This is a genomic window from Micromonospora sp. BQ32, from assembly GCF_059358895.1.
Genome location: NZ_JCADBI010000020.1, coordinates 103,325 through 123,105, shown reverse-complemented (window position 1 = coordinate 123,105; position 19,781 = coordinate 103,325). Strand labels below are relative to the sequence as shown.

General features: G+C 73.7%; 15 protein-coding genes and 2 tRNA genes. 10 read left to right on the top strand and 7 right to left on the bottom strand.

From position 1 onward, the window contains the following. Positions 1 to 2 precede the first annotated feature (2 nt). Positions 3 to 75, top strand: a tRNA-Gly gene (locus AC5L30_RS29055). 26 nt (positions 76 to 101) lie between these two features. After that, a tRNA-Val gene (locus AC5L30_RS29050) sits at positions 102 to 176 on the top strand. A 70-nt stretch (positions 177 to 246) separates the two neighbouring features. On the opposite strand, the gene AC5L30_RS29045 is transcribed toward AC5L30_RS29050, so the two are convergent. Genes AC5L30_RS29045 through AC5L30_RS29030 form a run of 4 tightly spaced genes read right to left on the bottom strand, consistent with a single transcriptional unit; the run spans position 247 to position 7,826 of the window. Continuing rightward, on the bottom strand, positions 247 to 3,006 hold the full coding sequence (locus AC5L30_RS29045) for an FtsX-like permease family protein (protein WP_494871116.1): 2,760 nt from the start codon (positions 3,004 to 3,006) through the stop codon (positions 247 to 249). After that, the gene (locus tag AC5L30_RS29040; protein WP_494871115.1) at positions 3,003 to 6,167 is read right to left on the bottom strand and encodes an FtsX-like permease family protein; all 3,165 of its coding nucleotides are present in this window, start codon (positions 6,165 to 6,167) and stop codon (positions 3,003 to 3,005) included. Before AC5L30_RS29040 ends, AC5L30_RS29045 begins: the two co-directional genes overlap by 4 nt. Positions 6,168 to 6,174: 7 nt before the next feature. Next, a complete protein-coding gene (locus tag AC5L30_RS29035; RefSeq protein WP_494871113.1) occupies positions 6,175 to 6,897 on the bottom strand; it encodes an ABC transporter ATP-binding protein in 723 nt (240 codons plus the stop codon). Beyond that, entirely contained in the window at positions 6,894 to 7,826 is a 933-nt protein-coding gene (locus AC5L30_RS29030; RefSeq protein WP_494871111.1) for an ABC transporter ATP-binding protein, read from the bottom strand. The genes AC5L30_RS29035 and AC5L30_RS29030 overlap by 4 nt, the downstream gene beginning before the upstream one ends. 325 nt (positions 7,827 to 8,151) lie before the next feature. Between AC5L30_RS29030 and AC5L30_RS29025 the strand changes: the two genes are divergently transcribed. Then, on the top strand, positions 8,152 to 9,144 hold the full coding sequence (locus tag AC5L30_RS29025) for an NAD-dependent epimerase/dehydratase family protein (protein ID WP_494871109.1): 993 nt from the start codon (positions 8,152 to 8,154) through the stop codon (positions 9,142 to 9,144). 37 nt (positions 9,145 to 9,181) lie between these two features. On the opposite strand, the gene AC5L30_RS29020 is transcribed toward AC5L30_RS29025, so the two are convergent. The 3 genes from AC5L30_RS29020 to AC5L30_RS29010 all read right to left on the bottom strand — a co-directional run bounded on the left by AC5L30_RS29020 (position 9,182) and on the right by AC5L30_RS29010 (position 13,371). Next, the gene (locus AC5L30_RS29020; RefSeq protein ID WP_494871107.1) at positions 9,182 to 10,090 is read right to left on the bottom strand and encodes a universal stress protein; all 909 of its coding nucleotides are present in this window, start codon (positions 10,088 to 10,090) and stop codon (positions 9,182 to 9,184) included. Continuing rightward, positions 10,051 to 12,444 (bottom strand): phosphoketolase family protein, encoded by a 2,394-nt coding sequence (locus tag AC5L30_RS29015; protein ID WP_494871134.1) that lies wholly within the window; start codon positions 12,442 to 12,444, stop codon positions 10,051 to 10,053. The genes AC5L30_RS29020 and AC5L30_RS29015 overlap by 40 nt, the downstream gene beginning before the upstream one ends. Before the next feature lie 66 nt (positions 12,445 to 12,510). Further along, positions 12,511 to 13,371 (bottom strand): universal stress protein, encoded by an 861-nt coding sequence (locus AC5L30_RS29010; RefSeq protein ID WP_494871106.1) that lies wholly within the window; start codon positions 13,369 to 13,371, stop codon positions 12,511 to 12,513. A 152-nt stretch (positions 13,372 to 13,523) separates the two neighbouring features. Between AC5L30_RS29010 and AC5L30_RS29005 the strand changes: the two genes are divergently transcribed. From AC5L30_RS29005 to AC5L30_RS28975, 7 genes are all read left to right on the top strand, one after another. Next, positions 13,524 to 13,760 carry an HTH domain-containing protein gene (locus AC5L30_RS29005; protein ID WP_007457155.1) on the top strand — a complete coding sequence of 79 codons (237 nt, stop codon included), beginning with the start codon at positions 13,524 to 13,526 and terminating at the stop codon, positions 13,758 to 13,760. Next, complete coding sequence (locus AC5L30_RS29000) at positions 13,760 to 14,338, top strand: Clp protease N-terminal domain-containing protein (protein WP_494871132.1); 579 nt, start codon at positions 13,760 to 13,762, stop codon at positions 14,336 to 14,338. The genes AC5L30_RS29005 and AC5L30_RS29000 overlap by 1 nt, the downstream gene beginning before the upstream one ends. A 93-nt stretch (positions 14,339 to 14,431) precedes the next feature. After that, on the top strand, positions 14,432 to 15,436 hold the full coding sequence (locus AC5L30_RS28995) for a diacylglycerol/lipid kinase family protein (RefSeq protein ID WP_494871105.1): 1,005 nt from the start codon (positions 14,432 to 14,434) through the stop codon (positions 15,434 to 15,436). Beyond that, positions 15,429 to 16,430, top strand: a complete 1,002-nt coding sequence (locus tag AC5L30_RS28990) for a YihY/virulence factor BrkB family protein (RefSeq protein WP_494871104.1) — start codon at positions 15,429 to 15,431, stop codon at positions 16,428 to 16,430. The genes AC5L30_RS28995 and AC5L30_RS28990 overlap by 8 nt, the downstream gene beginning before the upstream one ends. Before the next feature lie 69 nt (positions 16,431 to 16,499). Next, positions 16,500 to 17,990, top strand: coding sequence for a phosphatase PAP2 family protein (locus tag AC5L30_RS28985; protein ID WP_494871103.1), 1,491 nt, complete (start codon positions 16,500 to 16,502; stop codon positions 17,988 to 17,990). A gap of 9 nt (positions 17,991 to 17,999) precedes the next feature. Then, the gene (locus AC5L30_RS28980) at positions 18,000 to 18,809 is read left to right on the top strand and encodes an endonuclease/exonuclease/phosphatase family protein (RefSeq protein WP_494871101.1); all 810 of its coding nucleotides are present in this window, start codon (positions 18,000 to 18,002) and stop codon (positions 18,807 to 18,809) included. 64 nt (positions 18,810 to 18,873) lie between these two features. After that, complete coding sequence (locus AC5L30_RS28975) at positions 18,874 to 19,701, top strand: hypothetical protein (protein WP_494871099.1); 828 nt, start codon at positions 18,874 to 18,876, stop codon at positions 19,699 to 19,701. Positions 19,702 to 19,781: the final 80 nt, after the last annotated feature.

Below are 19,781 nucleotides of genomic sequence, written 5' to 3'. Positions count from 1 at the left end.
GTGCGGACGTAGCGCAGCTGGTAGCGCATCACCTTGCCAAGGTGAGGGTCGCGGGTTCGAATCCCGTCGTCCGCTCGCGATGTGCCTCACGGGGCCACCACGGGCGATTGGCGCAGTGGGAGCGCGCTTCCTTGACACGGAAGAGGTCACTGGTTCAAACCCAGTATCGCCCACCATCCATGCACGCGGATCAGATGACCCGTTACCGGATATCCGGTAACGGGTCTCGGCGTTTCTGCCTCCCGATTACTCGCCGGCGCGGAGTACCTCGCTCAGCCGGTCGCGTCGCCGCAGCGCCGACTCGACAGGTACGACCGTGGCCGCCGCCGCCGGCAGCGCCACGCTCACCAGGCCCAGCAGCCACCACGGTAGAACCGCCGCCGGGTCGGCCGCCTGGCCGGTGAGCAGCCGCAGGTCGAGCGGGCCGAGCGTCAGGCGTGCGAGCAGGACCCCGAGTAACGGGCCGCACACCGCGGCGACCACGACCGGTGGCAGCAGCTCTCCGGCGGCGACCCAGCGGGCGTCGCGGGGCCGCAGGCCGAGGGTCCGCAGCCGGGTCAGGGTCCGCCACCGCTCCGACGCACCGGCGGCGGCGGCGAGCGCGAGGCCGAGCAACCCCAGCGCCAGCAGCACCGCGGCGGCCGTCCACGCCAGCCGTACCAGCCCTGCGGTCAGCGGAGCCACCCGCTGCGCCCGCAGGACGTCCGCGCGCAGCACGACGTCGGCGGCGACGCCGATGTTCGACACGGACCGCGCCGCGCCGGGGCCGGTCACCCAGACGGTATTCGGAACGGCGGGCAGCCCGGCGTCGGCGAGGGCCCCGGCGTCCACGATGACGACGTCGTCGGCGCCGCCGACGGAGGGAGCGGTACCGATCGCGGCGAGATGGATCGCCGGGGCACCGTCCCGGGGTAGCCGCAGCCGCGTGCCGGTCCGCAGATCGCCGCCGCCCGATCGGACCAGCGCCGGGACGTCCCCGGGGCCAGGACCGGGTGCCGTGAGCCGGGCCAGCGCCGGCGCGTCGGGCAGCGGAGTGGTGGCCAGCAGGCGCTGGAACGCGGCGGCGTCCACGATGACCAGGCGTGGGGTGAGCAGTGTCGATTCGGTGAAGACGCGGGCCGAGTCGGTCACCTGCGCGACGACAGCCTGCCGTACCCCGGGTGCGGCGGCGATGCGCTCGGCGAGTGCGGGCGTGGCGGCCTCGGCGTCGGCGCCGACGTCGAGGCGGGCGTCGGCGCCGACGGTGCTCCACGCGCCGTCGGCCAGACCCCGGGTGACGGTGGCGCCGAGGATGAGCGCGAACGACGCGAGCGCCGTGGTACTGACCAGAACCAGCGGCGGCAGCGCGCGCCCCGCCGTGGTGGCCGCCTGGGCGGCACTGAACACGGCCAGCGGGCGGCGCGAGCGCAGGGCCTGTCGGAGCGCGAACCGCGCCCCGAGGGGCAGGAGCCGGAGCAGGACGAGCGCGCCGACGAGCGCGCCCAGAGCGAGGGCGCTGATCGGCAGGATCAGGTCGCCGGTCAGCTCACCGGCGTCACCGTCGGAGGCGACGGGCAGGAGCCCGCGCTGGTGCAGTGTGACGAAGGCGGCGACCGCGGCGATCAGGACAGCGGCCTCCACGGCGGCGCGGCGCAACTGGCCGGTGGCCCGGATCCAGCGCCGAGCGGCCGGGTTGGCGGGTTGGCGCCGGTCGCGGCTGGCGCGGGCGGCGGTGCGGATGCCGAACGCCGGCCCGGCGACCGCACCGGCCAACACCACGGGAACGGCCCAGGTCCAGGAGACTCCGGGAACGGCCGCGCGGGCCAGTGCGAGCCCCACGGCGGCGGCCGACAGCGACACCACGGTGGACTCGATGATCAGTTCCGCACCGAGGTCGGGTAGCGCCGCCCCACGCTGCCGGGAAGCGCTCAGCACCGGGGTACGGCGGCCGGCCAGCAGGTCGGCGGCGAGCAGCAGGACCAGTACCGTGGCGGTCAGCACCCCGGCGAGCAGGACGGCGGCCTGCGCGGAAGCGGCGCTGTTCCGCGTACGAGCGTCGCGCAGGGCGCTGTCGAGCTGCGATTCCCACTTCAGGGACTGGTCGCGCTCGCTTGACGAGCCGGAGGTTGCCTTGAGCTTGACCACCTGGCTGGCGAGCGCCGCGGTGGCGTCCCAGGTGAGCGCGTCGGGAGCGGGTGCGAAGTGGACGGTGCGCCGCAGTTGGTCCTCGTCGATGGCGAGCCGGGCGTCCGGTAACGACTCGCGCGACAGCAGGCCGGCGAACCGGGTGGTCCCCACGCCGTCGGCGCCGGGCACGGGGCGCAGTAGCGCCGGGGCGAGTCGCCAGGCTGGGTCGGCGCTGTCCGCGGGTCGGTAGATCCCGCTGATCCGGACGTCCTTGTCGCGACCCTGGCCGTCCCTGACCGGGATTCGATCGCCGGGGCCGAGGTCGAGTGCGGCGGCGTCCGCCTCGGAGAGGCCGACCTGCACCGGCCAGGGGGGTCCGTCGTAGGGGGTCTCGACGTACTCATCGGAGACGGCGGGGCCGGGCGGGCTGCCGGCGATCCAGGTCAGGTCCGGGCCGCCGAGGTCACCGGCCAGGTAGGTGAACTGGAAGGTACGCGGCACGCTGCCGCCGGTGATGCTGAGGATCGGGCCGTTAACTGCGGCGACGGGCGGGAGCAGCGCGGCGTCCAGGTCGGGCCCGAGCGCGTACGTCGCCCGGGCGCGGAAGTCGTCGACCTCCTCGGCGAGGCGGGGCATCCGGACCCGCCCGCCGTTCGGCCCGTCGTCGCGTTCCCAGTTGGCGTGTACGAGGACGTTCGAGTCGTGGCCAGCGCGGCGGACCGTGTCCTGGACGGCGTTGTCGGCGGCGGCGCGGAGCAGCGCCGGCGCGGCCCCGGCGAGCAGCGCGACGGCCGCGATGACGGCGGCGGTGAGCAGCAGAGGTCCGGCGTCGGTACGGCCACGGCCACGGACGCTGGGCCAGTGCAGCGCCGGCCACCGACGGGTCAGCCACCGCTTCACGGCGTCACCCGCAGGTGCGTGGCGTCGGCCCGGCGGACCTGGATGGTGACCACGACGGCGACCGCCAGCATGCATCCGGCCAGCAGTACGGCGAGCAGTGCGGCCTCGGCTGGCCACGGCCAGTGTGGCTGGGTGGCCGGAACGGGCGCGGCGCCGGTGTCGGAGCGCACGAGCAGGGGAGCGACGACGCGGGTGGCGAGCGCGCCGACGGCCGCGCCCGCCGCGAGCAGGGGCAGCAGAACGCCGGCGTGCTGGCCGAGCAGCACGGCCCGGATGCCGCGCCGGGACATCCCCAGGCCGCGCAGCCGCGTCACCTCGACGGCGCGGGCCTGGAGATCACAGGTGACGTGCAGGACGACGCCGGCGAGCAGCAGCAGGGCCGCGGCCGGGACGATGAGCCGGAGCGCGGCCGGCACCCCGGCGCGCAGCGGGCCGCTGGTGAGGCGGGCGATCTCCGCCTCGCGCGTCGCGACGGTGCCCAGGTGCAGGGCGGTGGCCCGCTCGGCGGCACCGGGACCGGCTGGGTGGCCGACCCACCACGCGTCGACCGGGAACGTCAGGTCACCGGTGACGACGCGTGCGCGGGACAGCGTGTCCAGGTCGGCCAGGACGGCGACGGCGCCGGGGGCGGACGGTACGGTCGGCACGACCTCGGCGACGACGATCGGGACGGGCGTGATGCCGACCGTGACGCTGAGCCGGCTGCCGCTCTCGGCACCGACCTCGCTGGCAAAGCGGGCGGAGACGGCCACGGGCACCGGGCCGGGGTCCGGGAAGGCGGTGGCGACGAGGGTCCGGGCGGCCTCCTCGGCGCCGCCGAGGTCGACGGTCGCGGCCATCCGCAGCGCCGTTCCCGTCGGCGTGGCGGACACCACGACGGCCGGGTCGCTCAACCTGCTCGGGACCGGCGGCGCGGACGTGGCGGTCCAATCCGATCCGTCGGTGGACCTCTCCGCCGACCCGGCCGGCGGCACGGTGAGTGTGACGGCTACGGCGACGGTTCCGCCGACCGGGCCGGCGGTGACCGGCAGAGCGACCGCGACGAGGCGCAGCCCGTCAGCCGTCGCGCAGGCGGGCAGCCGAAACTCCTGGCCGTCGAGCGGTACGGCGGGACCGGTGCAGGACGTGCGGAGGCCGGTGCCGTCCTGCAGCAGCAGCCGGGGCGTCACGGTGAGCGGGGTGTCGCCGGCGGCGGTCCCGCTCAGGACGAGCGGGGCGCCATTCGGAATGGGGAGGCCGGTGACCCGGGTGCGTGGCGCCAGCGTGGCACCCACGTCCGCCCATCCGCGGTCGCTGTCCAGCCGCCCGCGCAGCAGCGCGTCGGCGCGGGTGGTGTCGACGGCGACCAGTCGCGGCGCATCGCCGGCGCTGCCGAGCCACTGACCGACGGTGGTACCACGGTCGAGGGCCGGACTCACGGCCCCCGCGGTGGCCGCGCTGACGACCGCGCCGTCTCCGGCCACCGGTGCCGTGCTGAGGGTGAGTGCCAGGTCGGTGCCGACGGAGAGCGCGGCCTGGTCGCGCTGCGACTGGTGCCACGTGTCGTCGAAGGCGAGGCCGAAGGTTGCGGCCGCGCAGGCCAGTCCGACGAGCAGCCCGGCGGCGACCGCTTGTGGCCGGCGGGCGGCCTCGGAGACCGCCAGCGGAAGCGCCAGCCCGCGGGCGCGGTACGCCAGCCGGTCGGCGCCGCGAAGGGCGGGCAGTACCACCCGGAGAGCCAGGGCGGCGCCTGCGGTGAGCAGCAGCGCCGGCGCGAGCACCCGGACCGCGTCGGCGCGTGGGCTGGCTGCGGTGGACTGCGCGTACAGCTGCCACCATCCGACGGCGGCGAATACCGCGAGCATCAGGTCGGCGCCGGATCGGGCCAGCAGTTCGCGGCGGGTGCGCTGGTCGCCGGCTGCCGGGACCGGCCGGATCGCCAGGACGGTGAGCACAGCGGCGAGCACCAGCGCGCCGGCGGCGACCACGAGGACCTGGGCACCGACGATGGCCGGTCGGACGGTCAGGCCGGCGCCGTCCAGCGGCGGCAGGTGGGTCAAGCCGGCGTGCAGGGCCGACGAGGCCGGTATCGCGAGCGCGGCGGCGACGGCGGCGACGAGCCCGGCCTCGAGTGTCGCGGTGGCGGCGAGTTGGCGGCGGCTGGTGCCCAGGGCGGACCGCAGGGCGGTCTCTTCGGCGCGTATGCCCGTGGTCAGCCGGCCGGCGAGGACGAGTGCCGTCGCGGCCAGGACACCGCCGAGGACGGCGATGGCGAGTACGACGGCGGCGGTGACGTGCCGTTGGTCGTCGGCGGACCGCAGGGTCAGCGGCAGGTCGGAGAAGACACGTGCGAGCTGGACGCGGTCGCCGAGGGTGCCCGCCAGCCGGCGGTCGGCACTGCGAATGGCCCCGACCGCGGTCTCCAGGTCGTGGCGGTTGGGGTGGGACAGGTCCGGATGGGCGGTGACCTCCATCCGGTCGACGGTGGCACCGGTGGTGACCAGGTCGGCGAGGTCGACGAGGAACGGGCCGTAGGCGTTGACCGGCTGCAGGAAGCGGCCGTCCCGGTAGCCGGTGGCGGAGCCGGCCGCGGCCAGCGGGTCGCGGTCCCAGCCGCGCCCCGGCAGCGGGCGTACCACACCGACGACGGTCACGTCGATGGCCGGGACGGGCTCGTGGGCCAGTTCCGCGCCGAGGCGTACCCGGCGACCGGGGGTGAGGCCGAGCAGTTGTGCGGTGGACTCCAGCAGCACCGCGTCGCCAGGGTGCTGTGGCCAGCGCCCGGTGACCAGCTCGCCTCGGGCCGGCAGGTCGTCCAGCCCCGACAGGTACGCCTGGGCCGGGACGGTGGTGCCCTTGGCGAGCCCGGGCGGCAGCGCCCGCAGCACTGTGGACGCCCGCGCGGTTGTTGTCACCGGGAACGGTGCGAGGGCGGAGGCCACCACGGCGCGGGTGTCGGCGGTGACGGACAGCGTGTCCCGGCCCTCGACGGTGCCGGTGTAGACGGTCACGTCGACGGCGGCGGGGGCGGCGCGGGCCATGGCGACCTCCAGCGCCCGCTCGGCGGTGCGGGTGATCAGCAGGGTGCAGGTACCCAGCAGGGTCGCGCCGATCGTGACGACCCCGAGGAGGGCTGCCAGTAACGGCCACTGCGCCCGGGCGCGCCGGCTGACCAGCCTCATCGTCGCGTCACCCGGCGTCCAGTACGGGCGCGTACGGCTGCTCGGCCGCCCGTTCGTCGAGGTGCCCGTCGTGGATGCGGATCACCCGGTCGGCCAGGGCCATCATCACCGCGTCGTGCGTCGACACCAGTACGGTGACGCCTTCGGATTCCACTATCCCGCGCAGCAGGGCCATCACCGACAGACCTGTCTCGGCGTCCAGTTGCCCGGTGGGCTCGTCGGCGAGCAGAAGCTGGGGCGAGGCGGCCAGCGCGCGGGCGATCGCCACCCGCTGCTGCTGGCCGCCGGACAGCTCGGCCGGCCGCTGCCGGGCGTGGTCGGCCAGGCCGATCAGCTCCAGCAGCAACTCGACCCGCCGCTCGCGCTCGGTTGGGGCGACGCGGGCCATCCGCAGCGGGGCCGCGACGTTCTCCGCGGCCGACAGCACCGGGATCAACCCGAAGCTCTGGAAGACGTACGACACCTTCTCGCGCCGCAGCCGGGACAGACCATCCTCGTTGAGCGCGGTGACGTCGGTGCCGTCGACGTGCACGGTGCCGGCGTCCGGGCGGTCCAGGCCGCCGATGACGTTGAGCAGGGTGGTCTTGCCCGAGCCGGACCGGCCGACGAGCGCCACCATCGAACCGGCGGCCACGTCGAACGACACGCCGCGCAGGGCGTGTACGACGGTCGGCCCGGTGCGGAAGCGCCGGTGTACGCCGCGCACGCTGAGCAGCGGCTCGCTGCTCATTCGCCGCTTCCCGAGTCGGGGCGGATCGTGATGTGGTCAGGTTCCAGGGCCAGCCGGACCCGTCGGGTCAGCGCCAGCGCCTGGCGGAACTCGCGGGGCACCTGGACGCGCCCGGCCCGGTCCATCACGGCGTACTCTTCGGCGACTATGTGCGTGTCGCCCTCCGCGTCGGTGGTGGTGCGGCGCAGCACCTCGCTGCTGGTGCGCCCGTCCCGGATCGCGACGGTCCGCTCGACCTGGCCGCTGACCTCCGGATCGTGGGTTACCACGACGACGGTGACGCCGTACCGCCGGTTGACGTCCCGCAGCACGCCGAAGACCTCCGCGGACGTGGCGGCGTCCAGCTCGCCGGTCGGCTCGTCGGCGAGCAGGACCTGCGGCTGGTTGGCCAGCGCCACCGCGATCGCGACCCGCATCTGCTGCCCTCCGGAGAGTTGCCCGGGGCGTCGATCGGCGCAGTCGGCGACACCGAGGCTGTCCAGCAGCTCGGCCGCGCGCTCCCGGCGCTCCTTCTTCGCGGTACGGGCCGCCGTCATCGGCAGGGCCACCATCTCCCGTGCGGTCAGGTAAGGGATGAGGTTGCTCGCCGTCTGCTGCCGTACGAACCCGACGGTGTGCCGCCGGTAGTCCACCCGGTCCGCGCGGGACATCGCCAGCAGATTCCACCGGTCGACCCGGACCCGCCCGGCGGTGGGGGCGTCGATGCCGGCCAGGATGGAGAGCAGCGTCGACTTGCCCGACCCGGAGGCACCGACGACGGCGACCAGCTCACCGCTCTCCACGGCCAGGTCCAGTCCCTGCAGTGCCTGCACCTCGATCGAACCGGTCTGGTAGATCCGCACCAGGTTCTCGCAGACGATGAGCGCGTCCCGGCCGAACTCGGGCGTCCGCGCGGATGGCTGCGGCAGGGACAGCGGTGTGCTGGACATTCCCTTCTCCGTCCGGGTTGTGCCGACGTCGAGCCAGCCTCGGGTTGCGGTTGGGCCCACCGATCGGGCACCTGGGGTCATCTGGTCGGCACACATGGTCACCAAATGCGTCAAGCGCCTCGATTGCCCGTGGTGCCGCGGATTGAAGCAGTTTCGCAATCGGCGGCTCTGTTGACCATGCCCTGAGCGGCTTTCCTGCATGCTGGACGAGGTCCGCTGGTGAACGCCCGTACCCTCCTGCCCACCTCGGAGTTCTGCCACGGGCAGATCCGCTGCCGGTGAACAGGGGTGTCCTGCGCCGACCCGGGCCGGCAGGGTGGAGCGCATGAGACTGCTGGTGCTGGGCGGTACGGGCTTCGTCGGTGGGGCCACGGTCACCGAGGCCGTGCGTCGCGGCTGGTCGGTGACGGTGTTCAACCGGGGGCTGCACGGCACGGTGCCGTCCGGCGTCCACCGGTTGCGGGGTGACCGGACCGCCCCGGACGGCCTGGCCGCGCTGGCCGGCGGCGAGTGGGACGTCGCGGTGGACACCTGGGACGGTGCGCCGCGGGCCGCCGGCGACGCCGCTCGCGCCCTGGTCGACACGGTGGGCCACTACGTGTACGTGTCCAGTGGGTCGGTCTACACCGACCATGCCCGCCCCGGGTTGGCTGAGGACTCCCCGGTGGTGGACGCCGACCCGGGCTCCGTCGACGGCGACTACCCGCAGCTCAAGGCCGGTGCCGAGCGCGCTGTGCGGGAGGTGTTCGGTCAGCGCGCGCTGCTCGCCCGGGCCGGCCTGATCCTGGGCCCGGGCGAGGACATCGGCCGGTTGCCCTGGTGGCTACGACGGATCGAGCGGGGCGGGGACGTGCTCGCCCCCGGCCCGGCTGACCTGCCGGTGCAGTACGTCGACGTCCGCGACCTGGCGGGCTGGATGCTGGCCGCGGGCGCCCGACGGCTGGCCGGCACGTTCAACGCGATCGGTCGTCCGACGCAGACCACGATGGGCGAGCTGCTCGACGCGTGCGTGGCCGCCACCGGTGCCGACGCCCGGCTGCGCTGGACCGATCCGGCACCGATCCTCGCCGCCGGGGTGCAGCCGTGGAGCGACCTGCCGATCTGGCTGCCGCGCGGCCACCCGTACCGGGGGTTGCTGGAGCAGGACGTGACCCGGGCCCTCGCCGCCGGGTTGACCTGCCGGCCGGTGGCCGAAACCGTCGCGGACACCTGGCGCTGGCTCCGCGACGTCGGTGCGGTTCCGCCGCGTGCCGGGCGACCGCAACGCAGCTCGATCGGGCTGGACCCGACCCTGGAGGCCGCGGTGCTGGCCGCCTGACCGTGTTCACCGTCGATGGCGCGCGGGGCGTCCGCGGTCAGCGTTCGCGGACCACGGCGACCGGGCAGGCGGTGTGCTGGATGAGTTGTTGGCTGACCGAGCCGAGCAGCATGCCGGCCAGCCCGCCCCGACCCCGACTGCCGACCACGACCAGCCGCGCGTCCCGACTCGCCTCGATCAGCATCGCCGCCGGGCTGGTCGACACCAGGTCGACGGTCACCGCCAGCTCGGGGAACGTCCGCCGCCACGGCTCCAGCGCCTGCTCCACGGCGGCCCGCTCGTCGGGTACCCCGGCTGCCCCGCCGGGGCCCGGTGTCCAGGCGTGCAGGACGCGCAGCGGCAGCTGTCGCTGCGCCGCCCGTTCGGCCGCGAAGCCGAGCGCCACCAGCGACGGTTCCGAGCCGTCCACCCCGACCGCCACCGGGCGGCTCGACGTGTCGGTCGCGGCGTTGTCGGCCCCGTCCCGGACCACCACGACCGGGCAGTGGGCGTGCGCGGCGACCGAGACCGCCGTCGACCCGGCCAGCAGGCCACCGAATCCGCCGTGGCCCCGGCTGCCGAGCACCAGCATCCCGGCCTCGGCCGAGCGTTCCTGCAACACCAGCGCGGGCGGCCCGTCGTACACCTCGCCGGTGATCTCCAGCCCGGGGTTGGCCGCGGTGGCGTCCGCCGCGGCCTTGCCGACCAGGTCCTCGACCTGCCGGCGGGCGGTGTCATCGGGCCACACGCCGGGCGCCACACCCGGACCGACCCAGCTGGCCACGGTCAGCCATTCGAAGACGTACGCCAGTCGCACCGGCTGGCCGCTGTGCCGCGACTCCTCCACGGCCCAGTTCAGGGCCACCGAGGCGTCGGTGGAACCGTCGTAACCGACCAGGATCTCCGCGTCGCGCACGTCGTTCTCCTTCAGGGGGTGGTCGGGTCGGTCTCCCGGACCCAGCGCCATTCGGCGACCTGGGGGTCGTCCTCGCCGTACTGCCGGGTGTAGTCGCGGGCCGCCTGCCGGGCGTCGACCATCCGTTGGCGCAGGTGCGCGGCGCTGGCGGCCAGCCCGGGCACCCGGTCGATGACGTCGATGACCAGGTGGAAGCGGTCCAGGTCGTTGAGCATCACCATGTCGAACGGGGTGGTGGTGGTGCCCTCCTCCTTGTAACCGCGCACGTGCAGGTTCTCGTGGTTGGTGCGGCGGTAGGTGAGACGGTGGATCAGCCACGGATAGCCGTGGTACGCGAAGATGATGGGCCGGTCCTGGGTGAAGATGGTGTCGAACTCGTTGTCGGTCAGGCCGTGTGGATGCTCGGTGTCCGGCTGGAGTCGCATCAGGTCGACCACGTTGACCAGGCGCACCTTCAACGTCGGCAGGTTCTGGCGCAGCAGCTCGACGGCGGCCAACGTCTCCAGGGTGGGCACGTCTCCGCAGCAGGCCAGCACCACGTCCGGTTCGGTGCCGCCGTCGTTGCTGGCCCACTCCCAGATGCCCAGGCCACGCCGGGTGTGCTGGATCGCCTCGGTCATCGTCAGCCAGTTCGGCGCGGCCTGCTTACCGGCCACCACCACGTTGATGTAGTGCCGGCTGCGCAGGCAGTGGTCCATGGTGGCGAGCAGCGTGTTGGCGTCCGGCGGCAGATAGACCCGCACCACCTCGGCCTTCTTGTTGACGACGTGGTCGATGAAGCCCGGGTCCTGGTGGGAGAAGCCGTTGTGGTCCTGCCGCCAGACGTGGCTGGACAGCAGGTAGTTCAACGAGGCGATCGGCTGCCGCCAGGGGATGGCCCGGGTCACCTTCAGCCACTTGGCGTGCTGGTTGAGCATCGAGTCGACGATGTGGATGAACGCCTCGTAGCTGGTGAACACCCCGTGCCGGCCGGTCAGCAGGTAGCCCTCCAGCCAGCCCTGGCACAGGTGCTCGGAGAGCACCTCCATCACCCGCCCGTCGGGGGAGAGGTGGTCGTCGCCGGGCTCGGTGGCGGCCACCCAGGCCCGGTCGGTCACCTCGAACGCGGCGCCCAGCCGGTTGGACGCGATCTCGTCCGGGCCGAACAGCCGGAACGTCTCCGGGTTGGCGCTGATCACGTCGCGGATCCACGGGCCGAGCACCCCGGTCGCGCCGGCGATCGGCGTACCCGGTTCGGGAACCTCCACGCCGTAGTCGCGGAAGTCCGGCAGGGTCAGGTCGCGCAGCACCACACCGCCGTTGGTGACCGGGTTGGCACTCATCCGCCGGTCACCGCGCGGCGGCAGCGTCAGCAACTCGTCCACCGGCGCGCCGGTGGCGTCGAACAGCTCCTCCGGCCGGTAGCTGCGCAGCCAGTGCTCCAGCTCGGCCAGGTGTTCCGGCTTGTCGCGTACGCCCGACAGCGGCACCTGGTGGGCGCGGTAGGTCCCCTCCACCTGGGTGCCGTCGACCTCACGTGGGCCGGTCCAGCCCTTCGGCGTCCGCAGAATGATCATCGGCCAGCGGGGACGTTCGACGACGCCACCGGAGCGGGCCCGCCGCTGGATCTCGGCGATCTCGTCCAGCACGCGGTCCAGCGTCGCGGCGAGGATCCGATGCACCTGGGCGGGCTCGTCGCCGGCCACCACGTACGGCTGGTAACCCGACCCGCGCATGAGGTCGAGCAGGTCGGTCTCGGGGATCCGGGACAGCACGGTCGGGTTGGCGATCTTGTAACCGTTGAGGTGCAGAATGGGCAGCACCGCGCCGTCGCGCGCCGGGTTGAGGAACACGTCGGAGAGCCAACTGCCGGCCAGCGGCCCGGTCTCCGCCTCGCCGTCGCCTACCACGCAGGCCACCAGCAGATCCGGGTGGTCGAACGCGGCGCCGTAGGCGTGGCTCAACGCGTACCCCAGCTCGCCGCCCTCGTGGATCGAACCCGGCACGTCCGCCGCGACGTGGCTGGGGATGCCGCCCGGAAAGGAGAACTGGCGAAAGAGCCGGGCCATCCCGGCCTCGTCGCGCGCCACGTCGTGGTAGCGCTCCGACCAGGTGCCCTCCAGCCAGGTGTTGGCCACGATGGCCGGGCCGCCGTGGCCGGGGCCGGTGACCAGCATGGCGTTGACGTCGCGCGCCACGATCACCCGGTTGAGGTGGGCGTAGATCAGGTTGAGGCCGGGGCTGGTGCCCCAGTGCCCGAGCAGGCGGGGTTTGATGTCGTCGGGGGTCAGCGGCTCGCGCAGCAGCGGATTGTCCAACAGGTAGATCTGCCCGACGGTGAGGTAGTTCGCGGCGCGCCAGTAGGCGTCCAGCCGGCGCAGCTCGTCGTCGGTGAGGGCGCGGTGCACGTCGAGAGCGGTGTCCATCATGCTGCCTCTCGCGGGTAGGTGTGGGGCGTCCGACGTTCAGCCTGGCCGCCGCGGCGCCCGAATTCAGGGCCGTTGGTCCTGCACCGGGTGGGCGTCAGGCCCGGTCAGCGGCGCCTCGGCCAGGCCGCGGACGACGACCACCGGTGCCGGGGAGTGGTAGAGCAGGGACTGGGCGACCGCGCCCAGCATGGCCCGGCCCGGTTCGTCGCCGCGGGCGGCGACCAGCGCCACCTGCGTGTTGCGGGACGTGTCGATCAGCACTTCGGCGGGGTCGCCGCGCACCACCCGGCCCTCGGTCGGCACCGCGCTGTGTCGGTCGGTGTGCCGGGCCAGTGCCTCGCTGAGCTGCTCGGCGACCGCGTCGGTGTCCTCGTCGTACTCCACCACCCGCAGCGCCAGCAGTCGGGCGCCCCGGCGGGCGGCGCACTCCACGGCCCATTGCAGGGCGAGGTGTGAGCTGGGGGAGCCGTCCACGCCCACCAGCACCGGACCCTGCGGCGGCGGCTCACGCCGGACCACCAACAGGGGGCAGCCGGCCCGTGCGGCCAACTGCACGGCGGTCGTCTCGGCCGGAACGCACTGGCCGCTGCCCGCCATGCCGCTGTCGCCGACGGCCAGCAGGAAGGCGACCTCCGAGCGGCGGATGAGGGTGGGCAGCATGGCGCTCTCGACGATCTCGGCGCGTACGGTCAGCCCCGGCTCGGTCTGGTGGGCGAGCTGGGCGGCGCGGGTGATCAGCTTCTCGGCCTGGTCACGGGGTACGGCGACGGTGTCGGCGGCGAAGGCCGCGCGCCAGTCGAAGGTGTGCAGCAGGTGCAGCGGCCGGCCGTGGCCGGCGGCCTCCTGCGCGGCCTGTTCGACGACCGGGAGGTCGAGTTCCGACCCGAGGCCGACCAGCACCGCTGCGTCGGCGGGTGCGGCCATCCGATATCACCTCCCGGGCGTCGCGCCCGGCACGACCAAGCTGTCCCTGACCGAGGGTAGTCGGATGAGCACGGCGGCGGGTCAGATCGGCTGCGACGACCTCTCGTCAACCAGGGTTGACACCCGGAGGGTCGTCAACGTATGTTGACGGCATGAGTCAGGCGACAGAACTCGCGGCGGCAGCCGGCAGCACCGACCCCCGGGTCGGGCTGCGCGCCGTCCGCGCGCTACGCCGGCTGCTCGAGCGGCTTGAGGTGGTCCAGGTGGACAACGCCCGACGACAGGGCTGGTCCTGGCAGGAGATCGCCGACGCGCTCGAGGTCAGTCGGCAGGCAGTGCACAAGAAGCACGCCGGGCGACCGGCGGTCAACTCATCCTGGGAGGCGTGATGTTCGAACGGTTCACCGACCGGGCGCGCGACGTGGTGCGCCGGGCGCTGGAGGAGGCGCGGGCCGAGGGCCAGCGGCCGGTCGGCACCGAGCACCTGCTGCTCGCCCTGCTCGCCGACGAGGCCGGGCTGGCCAGCCGGGTGCTCGCCGACGCCGGGGTGCGCGCCGACGACCTGCGCGAACGCGTCCGGCGGCACACCGCCAGCGGCGGCGCGGGCCTCGGCGACGCGGACGCGGCGGCGCTGCGGGAGATCGGCATCGACCTGGCCGCGATCGTGGCCCGCATCGAGCAGTCCTTCGGCCCGGACGCGCTACGGGAGGCGGTGCCGGCGCCACGCCGCCGCTGGGGGCGTAAGCGGTACCTCGGCGGCCCGTTCTCGCCCCGCTCGAAGAAGGTGCTGGAGCTGTCCCTGCGGGAGGCCCTGCGGCTGCGCCACCGGCACATCGGCACCGAGCACATCCTGCTCGGGGTGCTCCGGGAGGGGAACGGGCTGGGGGCGTTGGTGCTCACCGAGTCCGGGGTCGACCTCGACGATCTGCGCCGGCGAGTGGAGCTCGCATTGCGGGCGGCGGCCTGACGGGTGGCCTCGTCCTGAAACCTGTCTGTGGCACTTCCGACGCCTGCCGGTCGCCGGGTCGCTGAAGCCGTCCGGGTGCTGCACACTGACGCCGTGAATGCTGGACAGGACAGGCGGCCCTCAGGCGGCGACGGCCGGTTGCGCTCCGCCGTGGTGGTCAACCCAGTCAAGGTCGACGATCTCGACGAGTTGCGCCGTACCGTCGACGACGCCCTGACCGCGGCCGGTTGGCCCGCGCCGCAGTGGTACGAGACGACGGTCGACGACCCGGGTCGCGGTCAGACCGAGCAGGCCGTCAAGGCCGGCGTCGACCTGGTCTTCGCCTGCGGGGGCGACGGCACCGTGATGTCCTGCGTCAGCGGGTTGGTCGGCACGGATGTGGCCCTCGCCGTGCTGCCGCAGGGCACCGGCAACCTGCTCGCCGCCAACCTGGGGCTCTCCACCGACCTGGCCGCCGGGTTGCAGGTCGCCGTCGAACGCGGTCGGCGGCTGCTCGACGTCGGCGCTGTCGAGGACAAGTACTTCACTGTGATGGCCGGCATGGGCTTCGACGCCCAGATGCTCGAAGCCACCAACGAGACCACCAAGGCCCGCATCGGCTGGCCGGCGTACGTGGTGGGTGCCGCCCGTCACCTACGGGACCGGCCGATGCGGGTGCAGATCCGCATCGACGACCGGCCGCCGCTGCGCCGCCGGGCCCGTTCGGTCCTGATCGCCAACGTCGGCCGGCTGCAGGGCGGTGTCACCCTGCTGACCGAGGCCGAACCGGACGACGGCTGGCTCGACGTCGCCGTGCTCACCCCGCGCAACCTGCGGCACTGGCTGGCGCTCGGCTGGGCGGTGATCCGCCGCAACGGCCGGGTGCCGCAGCTGGAGGTGTTCCGGGGCCGGCGCGTGGTGGTCACCAGCAACCGGGCGCAACCTCGGGAGTTGGACGGCGACCTGATCTCCCCGGGCCGGCAGCTGCGGGCGGAGGTCCGGCCCCAGGCGCTCTGGCTCTGCGTCCCCCAGCCGGAGGCATCCCCGGACCTGGCCGTCGACGCGCAGGGCGCCGGAGAGCGGGGCGAGCAGCTGATCGAGGAAGCCCGCCGTGAGTAGCACCCGGATCGTGCCGGAGACCCGGCTGATGGCCGACGAGGAGTTGTCCGCCGACGATGCCTGGCACACCCTGCGCGGGCAGGGCGGCTGGCACCTGCTGCGGGACGCGTTCATCCGGTTCCGCTACGGCGACGGGTTCAGCCACTCCCGGGCCTTCGCGCTGCAACTCTGCCTCGCCGTGGTGCCGTTCCTGATCGCCCTCACCGGCCTGATCAGCGAGTTGGGCGTCGAGGAGGGCGGCCAGGTGGTCGCCGACACCGTCCTGGCGCTCACCCCCGGCCAGAGCGCACAGATGGTCGCCGAGCTGCTCGGGGAGGGCGAACGCGTCGAGGACGCGGGAGAGTTGGCGCTCACCCTCGGTCTGCTCACCGGCCTGTTCACGCTCACCACCACGATGGCCCAGATCGAGCGGGGCGCCAACCGCATCTACGGCGTCGAACGGGACCGCCCGGCGCTGCGCAAATACCTGCGCGCCGCCGTGTTGGCCGTCACCGCCGGCCTGCCCGCGCTCGCCGGCTTCCTGATCCTGGTCGGCGGCGGCGCGATGGGAGACTCGGTCCGCGAACACTACGAGTGGGGCGCGGTCGCCAACGGCATCTGGGATGTGATCCGCTTTCCGCTGAGCCTCGCGCTGACCGTCGTCGCCGTCGCCGTGCTGTTCCGACACGCGCCGCGCCGCAACCAGCCCGGCCTGTCCTGGCTGTTGTTCGGCGCCGGCATCGCCACGGCGCTGTGGTGGCTGGCCAGCCTGCTACTCGCCGCGTACGTGCGGTTCAGTGACGGCTTCGGGCAAACCTACGGCGCACTGACCGGCATGATGGCGCTGCTGCTCTGGGCCAACCTGACCGGGATGGCGCTCTTCGGCGGGCTGTCCTTCGCCGCCCAACTGGAGGCGCTGCGCATCGGTGCGCGGGAGCCCGCCCAACCGGATCTGTGGGAGCCCGACCCGGACCGCGCCGAGCTGTACGACACCGGGGACATGTCGGCGCTCTAGGGGCAGCGGCGTGTACGACGGACGCGGATCGGGTAAAGCGCCTCGCCAGACAGATAAGGGAGGTGCGGAGTGACCGCGGTCAAAGAGGTGGCGCGCCGTCCGATCGGTCATTTCGCCGAACGGAGCATTGCCGGTCTGGTGGCCGTCACCGGTGCCGGGGTGGCCTTCGGGCTGCTGTTGTTGCTCGTCCGGGTGCGGTGGAGCCCGCTGCAGGATGCCGACCACGCGCTCGCCGAGTGGTTCAACGGGCTCGTCGCCCCGCACCACGCGCTGGTCACCGTGCTCCAGGCGGTGACGGATCTGGGCGGCCGGCCGATCCTCATCTGGCTGGTCACCATCGCCGTGATCGGGCTGCTGATCCGGCGGCAGCCCCGACTCGCCGTCTACCTGATCATCACCGGGGTCGGTGGCCTCATCCTCGACCCGTCACTGAAGACGCTGGTCGGCCGGCTCCGCCCGGTCGTGGACGTGCCGATCGCCAGCGCGCCCGGCAACAGCTTCCCGAGCGGGCACGCGCTCGGCTCGTTCGTCGCGTACGGAGCGCTGCTGCTGGTGTTCCTGCCGGCGATGGCGCCCCGCTGGCGCAAGCCGGCCATCGTCGGCGTCGGTGTGCTGGTGGTACTGGTCGGCCTGACCCGGATCGCGCTGGGCGTGCACTTCGTCTCCGACGTGCTGGCCGCCTGGCTGCTCGGGGCCGCCTGGCTGGGCGTCACCGCGTACGCCTTCCGACTGTGGCGCCGGGAGCGGGGCAGGCCGGTGTCGCCGCTGACCGAGGGCCTGGAGCCGGAGGCGGGGCACGACATCGCCCCCGCCCCGGCCGAGGAACACGTGTTGGCCCACCCCCGCTCGGCGGTGGCCGAGCTGCTGGTCGGCTGGGTGATCGTGTTCGGCGCGCTGTACGGCTTCGGCATGTACGTCAGCTACCACGCCAAGGGCACCTTCTTCGACACCCTCGACACCGAGGTGCCGCAGTGGTTCGCCGAGCGGCACACCGAGGTGCTGACCGAGGTCAGCTGGTGGTGGAGCAAGTTCGGTGACACCCACGCCATCCTGTTGATCTCGCTGGTGTTCTGCCCGCTGGTGCTGGCGGTGTGGCGGCGCTGGCGCCCGGTGCTCTTCGTGGCGCTGGCGATGGTGGGTGAGCTGACCCTCTTCCTCGCGTCGGCCCGCGCGGTCGACCGGCCGCGTCCGTTGGTGGAGAACCTGGACGGGCCGATGCCCACCTCGTCGTTCCCGTCCGGGCACATCGCGGCCACGATCTGCGTCTGGCTGGCGATCACCCTCATCGTGTTCCCGCGTACCGACCGGTGGTGGCGTTGGGTCTTCGTGGCACTGGCCGTGCTCATGCCGGTCGGGGTGGCCACCTCCCGGATGTACCGGGGGATGCACCACCCGACCGACTTCATGGGCGCGATCATGCTCTCCGCGCTCTGGATCGGGCTGCTCTACCTGGTGATCCGCCCGAACGAGGACCTGAAGGAAGGCAACCAACCGGCCATCGAGTCGGAGGACGTGGACACCCTCGACGACGAGCTGGCGCGGGCCGGCCGAGCCGACTAGGGGGCCGTCGTGCTGCGGGTGATGACCTGGAACATCCGCACCGGCGGTCGGGATCGCGGCGGCCCCGACCGGCTGGATCAGGTGGTCGGGGTCGTCAACGAGCAGGCACCGGACGTGCTGGCCCTTCAGGAGCTGCGCGGCTTCGACCGGGACGGGCTGATGGCCGCCGTGGCGGGCCGGGTGGGGATGGTTCCCCACCTGGCCCGGTCCTGCTTCGGGCAGCCGGTGGCGGTGCTGGTCCGGCCGCCGTACCGGGTCGTCGACGCGGGGTCGGTGCGCCGCCCGTTCCACCACGCCGCCGCCCGCGTCGCGGTGGCCACGTCCGCCGGCCCGTTCACCGTGCTGGGCACCCACCTCTACCCGTACTCCGGGGGCCGGCGGCGGATGGAGGTCGACTGGTTGGTCGCCGCCATGCGCCGCAACCAGGGGCCGCTGACGGTGGTCGCCGGTGACCTCAACTCGCTCGACCCGACCGTCGACCACACCGCCCGGCTGGCCGGCATGCCCACCCTCTACCGGCGGCGGCACCTGCGTCGCTCCGGCAACGCCGTGGACACCCGCGCGATCGCCCGGTTGCTCGCCGCCGGCCTCGTCGACCTCTGGCCGTCGGTCAACGTCGACGCGCCCGAGGTCGCCGGCCACACCGTGCCCACCCGACTGGGCGGGGCGGAGTTCGCCGGGATGCGGCTGGACTACCTGCTCGGCAGCGCCGAGGTGGCGCAGCGGACGCACGACTGTCGGGTGATTCGCGACGGTGCGGCGGCCACCGCCTCCGATCACTATCCGCTGTTCGCCACGCTGGACCTGTCCGCCGGCTGACGCGGCCTCTCGGTCTCACGCCGCCGGCCCCCACCGCGTGGCGCGGGCCGATTACCGTGCCACCGTGACCGACCGCCGCACCCTCCGTCCGCCGCTGCCCGGTCCGCCGAACGATCACCGGGCCGTGCCACCGAAGGCTCGTCCGTCCGCCGACCCGCTGGCCTCGGGCACGGCGCAGCCGGCCGCCGTCGCGCTTCCGCCCGTCGCGGCCGTCGCGCGCGGTGTGGCGCTGGTCGTGGTGCTGCCGGTACGCCTGCTCTGGGAGCTGATCACGGCTGCTGGCCGGCTGCTGCACCGGTACCTGCTCCGCCCGGCGGGCCGGTTCCTGCGCCGCTGGTTGCTGGCCCCGCTGGCCTGGGCTCTGCACCGGCTGGTCTGGCTTCCGCTGGTGTGGGTCGCCCGGCACCTGCTGTGGCTCCCGCTGGTGTGGGTCGCCCGCGAGGTGATCTGGCCCGCGCTGGTCTGGTTGGCGCGTCGTGGGCTGCGTCCGCCTCTCGTCGTGTTGGGGCGGGTGCTGGTCTGGCTGGCCAAGTTCCTGGTCCTGTGGCCGCTGCGATGGTTGGGCACGGTGCTCACGCCCGTCGGTCGGCTGGTCGTCGCCGCGGTGGTCGGCGCGTGGCGGACGGCCGGTCGGGTGCTGCGACTGCTCCACCGACTGCTGCTGCGCCCGCTCGGGCGAGGGTTGCGCTGGCTGTGGCGGCACGCCGTACGCCCGCTGCTGTCCGGAGTCCGGTGGGTCTGGTCGGTGACGGTCGTGCCGGTGGCGCGGGGCTTCAGGGCGACGTGGCGGGCCACCGTCGCGCCCGCGGCCCGCTGGACCCGCCAAACGGTGCTCGACCCGGCCCGGCTGGCCGTCCGGGAGGTGCTCAGGGCGCTGGGCCTGAGCCGTTGAGGGGTGCGCGGGCTCAGAGCACCAGATTCAGCAGGACGGTCAGCACCACCGAGGCCACGATCGAGAAGAGGATCATCAGG

Coding starts and splice junctions, on each gene's coding strand:
- AC5L30_RS29035 (WP_494871113.1), bottom strand. CDS start 6,897: ATGAGCAGCGAGCCGCTGCTCAGCGTGCGCGGCGTACACCGGCGCTTC.
- AC5L30_RS29040 (WP_494871115.1), bottom strand. CDS start 6,167: ATGAGGCTGGTCAGCCGGCGCGCCCGGGCGCAGTGGCCGTTACTGGCA.
- AC5L30_RS29025 (WP_494871109.1), top strand. CDS start 8,152: ATGAGACTGCTGGTGCTGGGCGGTACGGGCTTCGTCGGTGGGGCCACG.
- AC5L30_RS29020 (WP_494871107.1), bottom strand. CDS start 10,090: ATGGCGCTGGGTCCGGGAGACCGACCCGACCACCCCCTGAAGGAGAAC.
- AC5L30_RS29030 (WP_494871111.1), bottom strand. CDS start 7,826: ATGTCCAGCACACCGCTGTCCCTGCCGCAGCCATCCGCGCGGACGCCC.
- AC5L30_RS29015 (WP_494871134.1), bottom strand. CDS start 12,444: ATGGACACCGCTCTCGACGTGCACCGCGCCCTCACCGACGACGAGCTG.
- AC5L30_RS29005 (WP_007457155.1), top strand. CDS start 13,524: ATGAGTCAGGCGACAGAACTCGCGGCGGCAGCCGGCAGCACCGACCCC.
- AC5L30_RS29010 (WP_494871106.1), bottom strand. CDS start 13,371: ATGGCCGCACCCGCCGACGCAGCGGTGCTGGTCGGCCTCGGGTCGGAA.
- AC5L30_RS29000 (WP_494871132.1), top strand. CDS start 13,760: ATGTTCGAACGGTTCACCGACCGGGCGCGCGACGTGGTGCGCCGGGCG.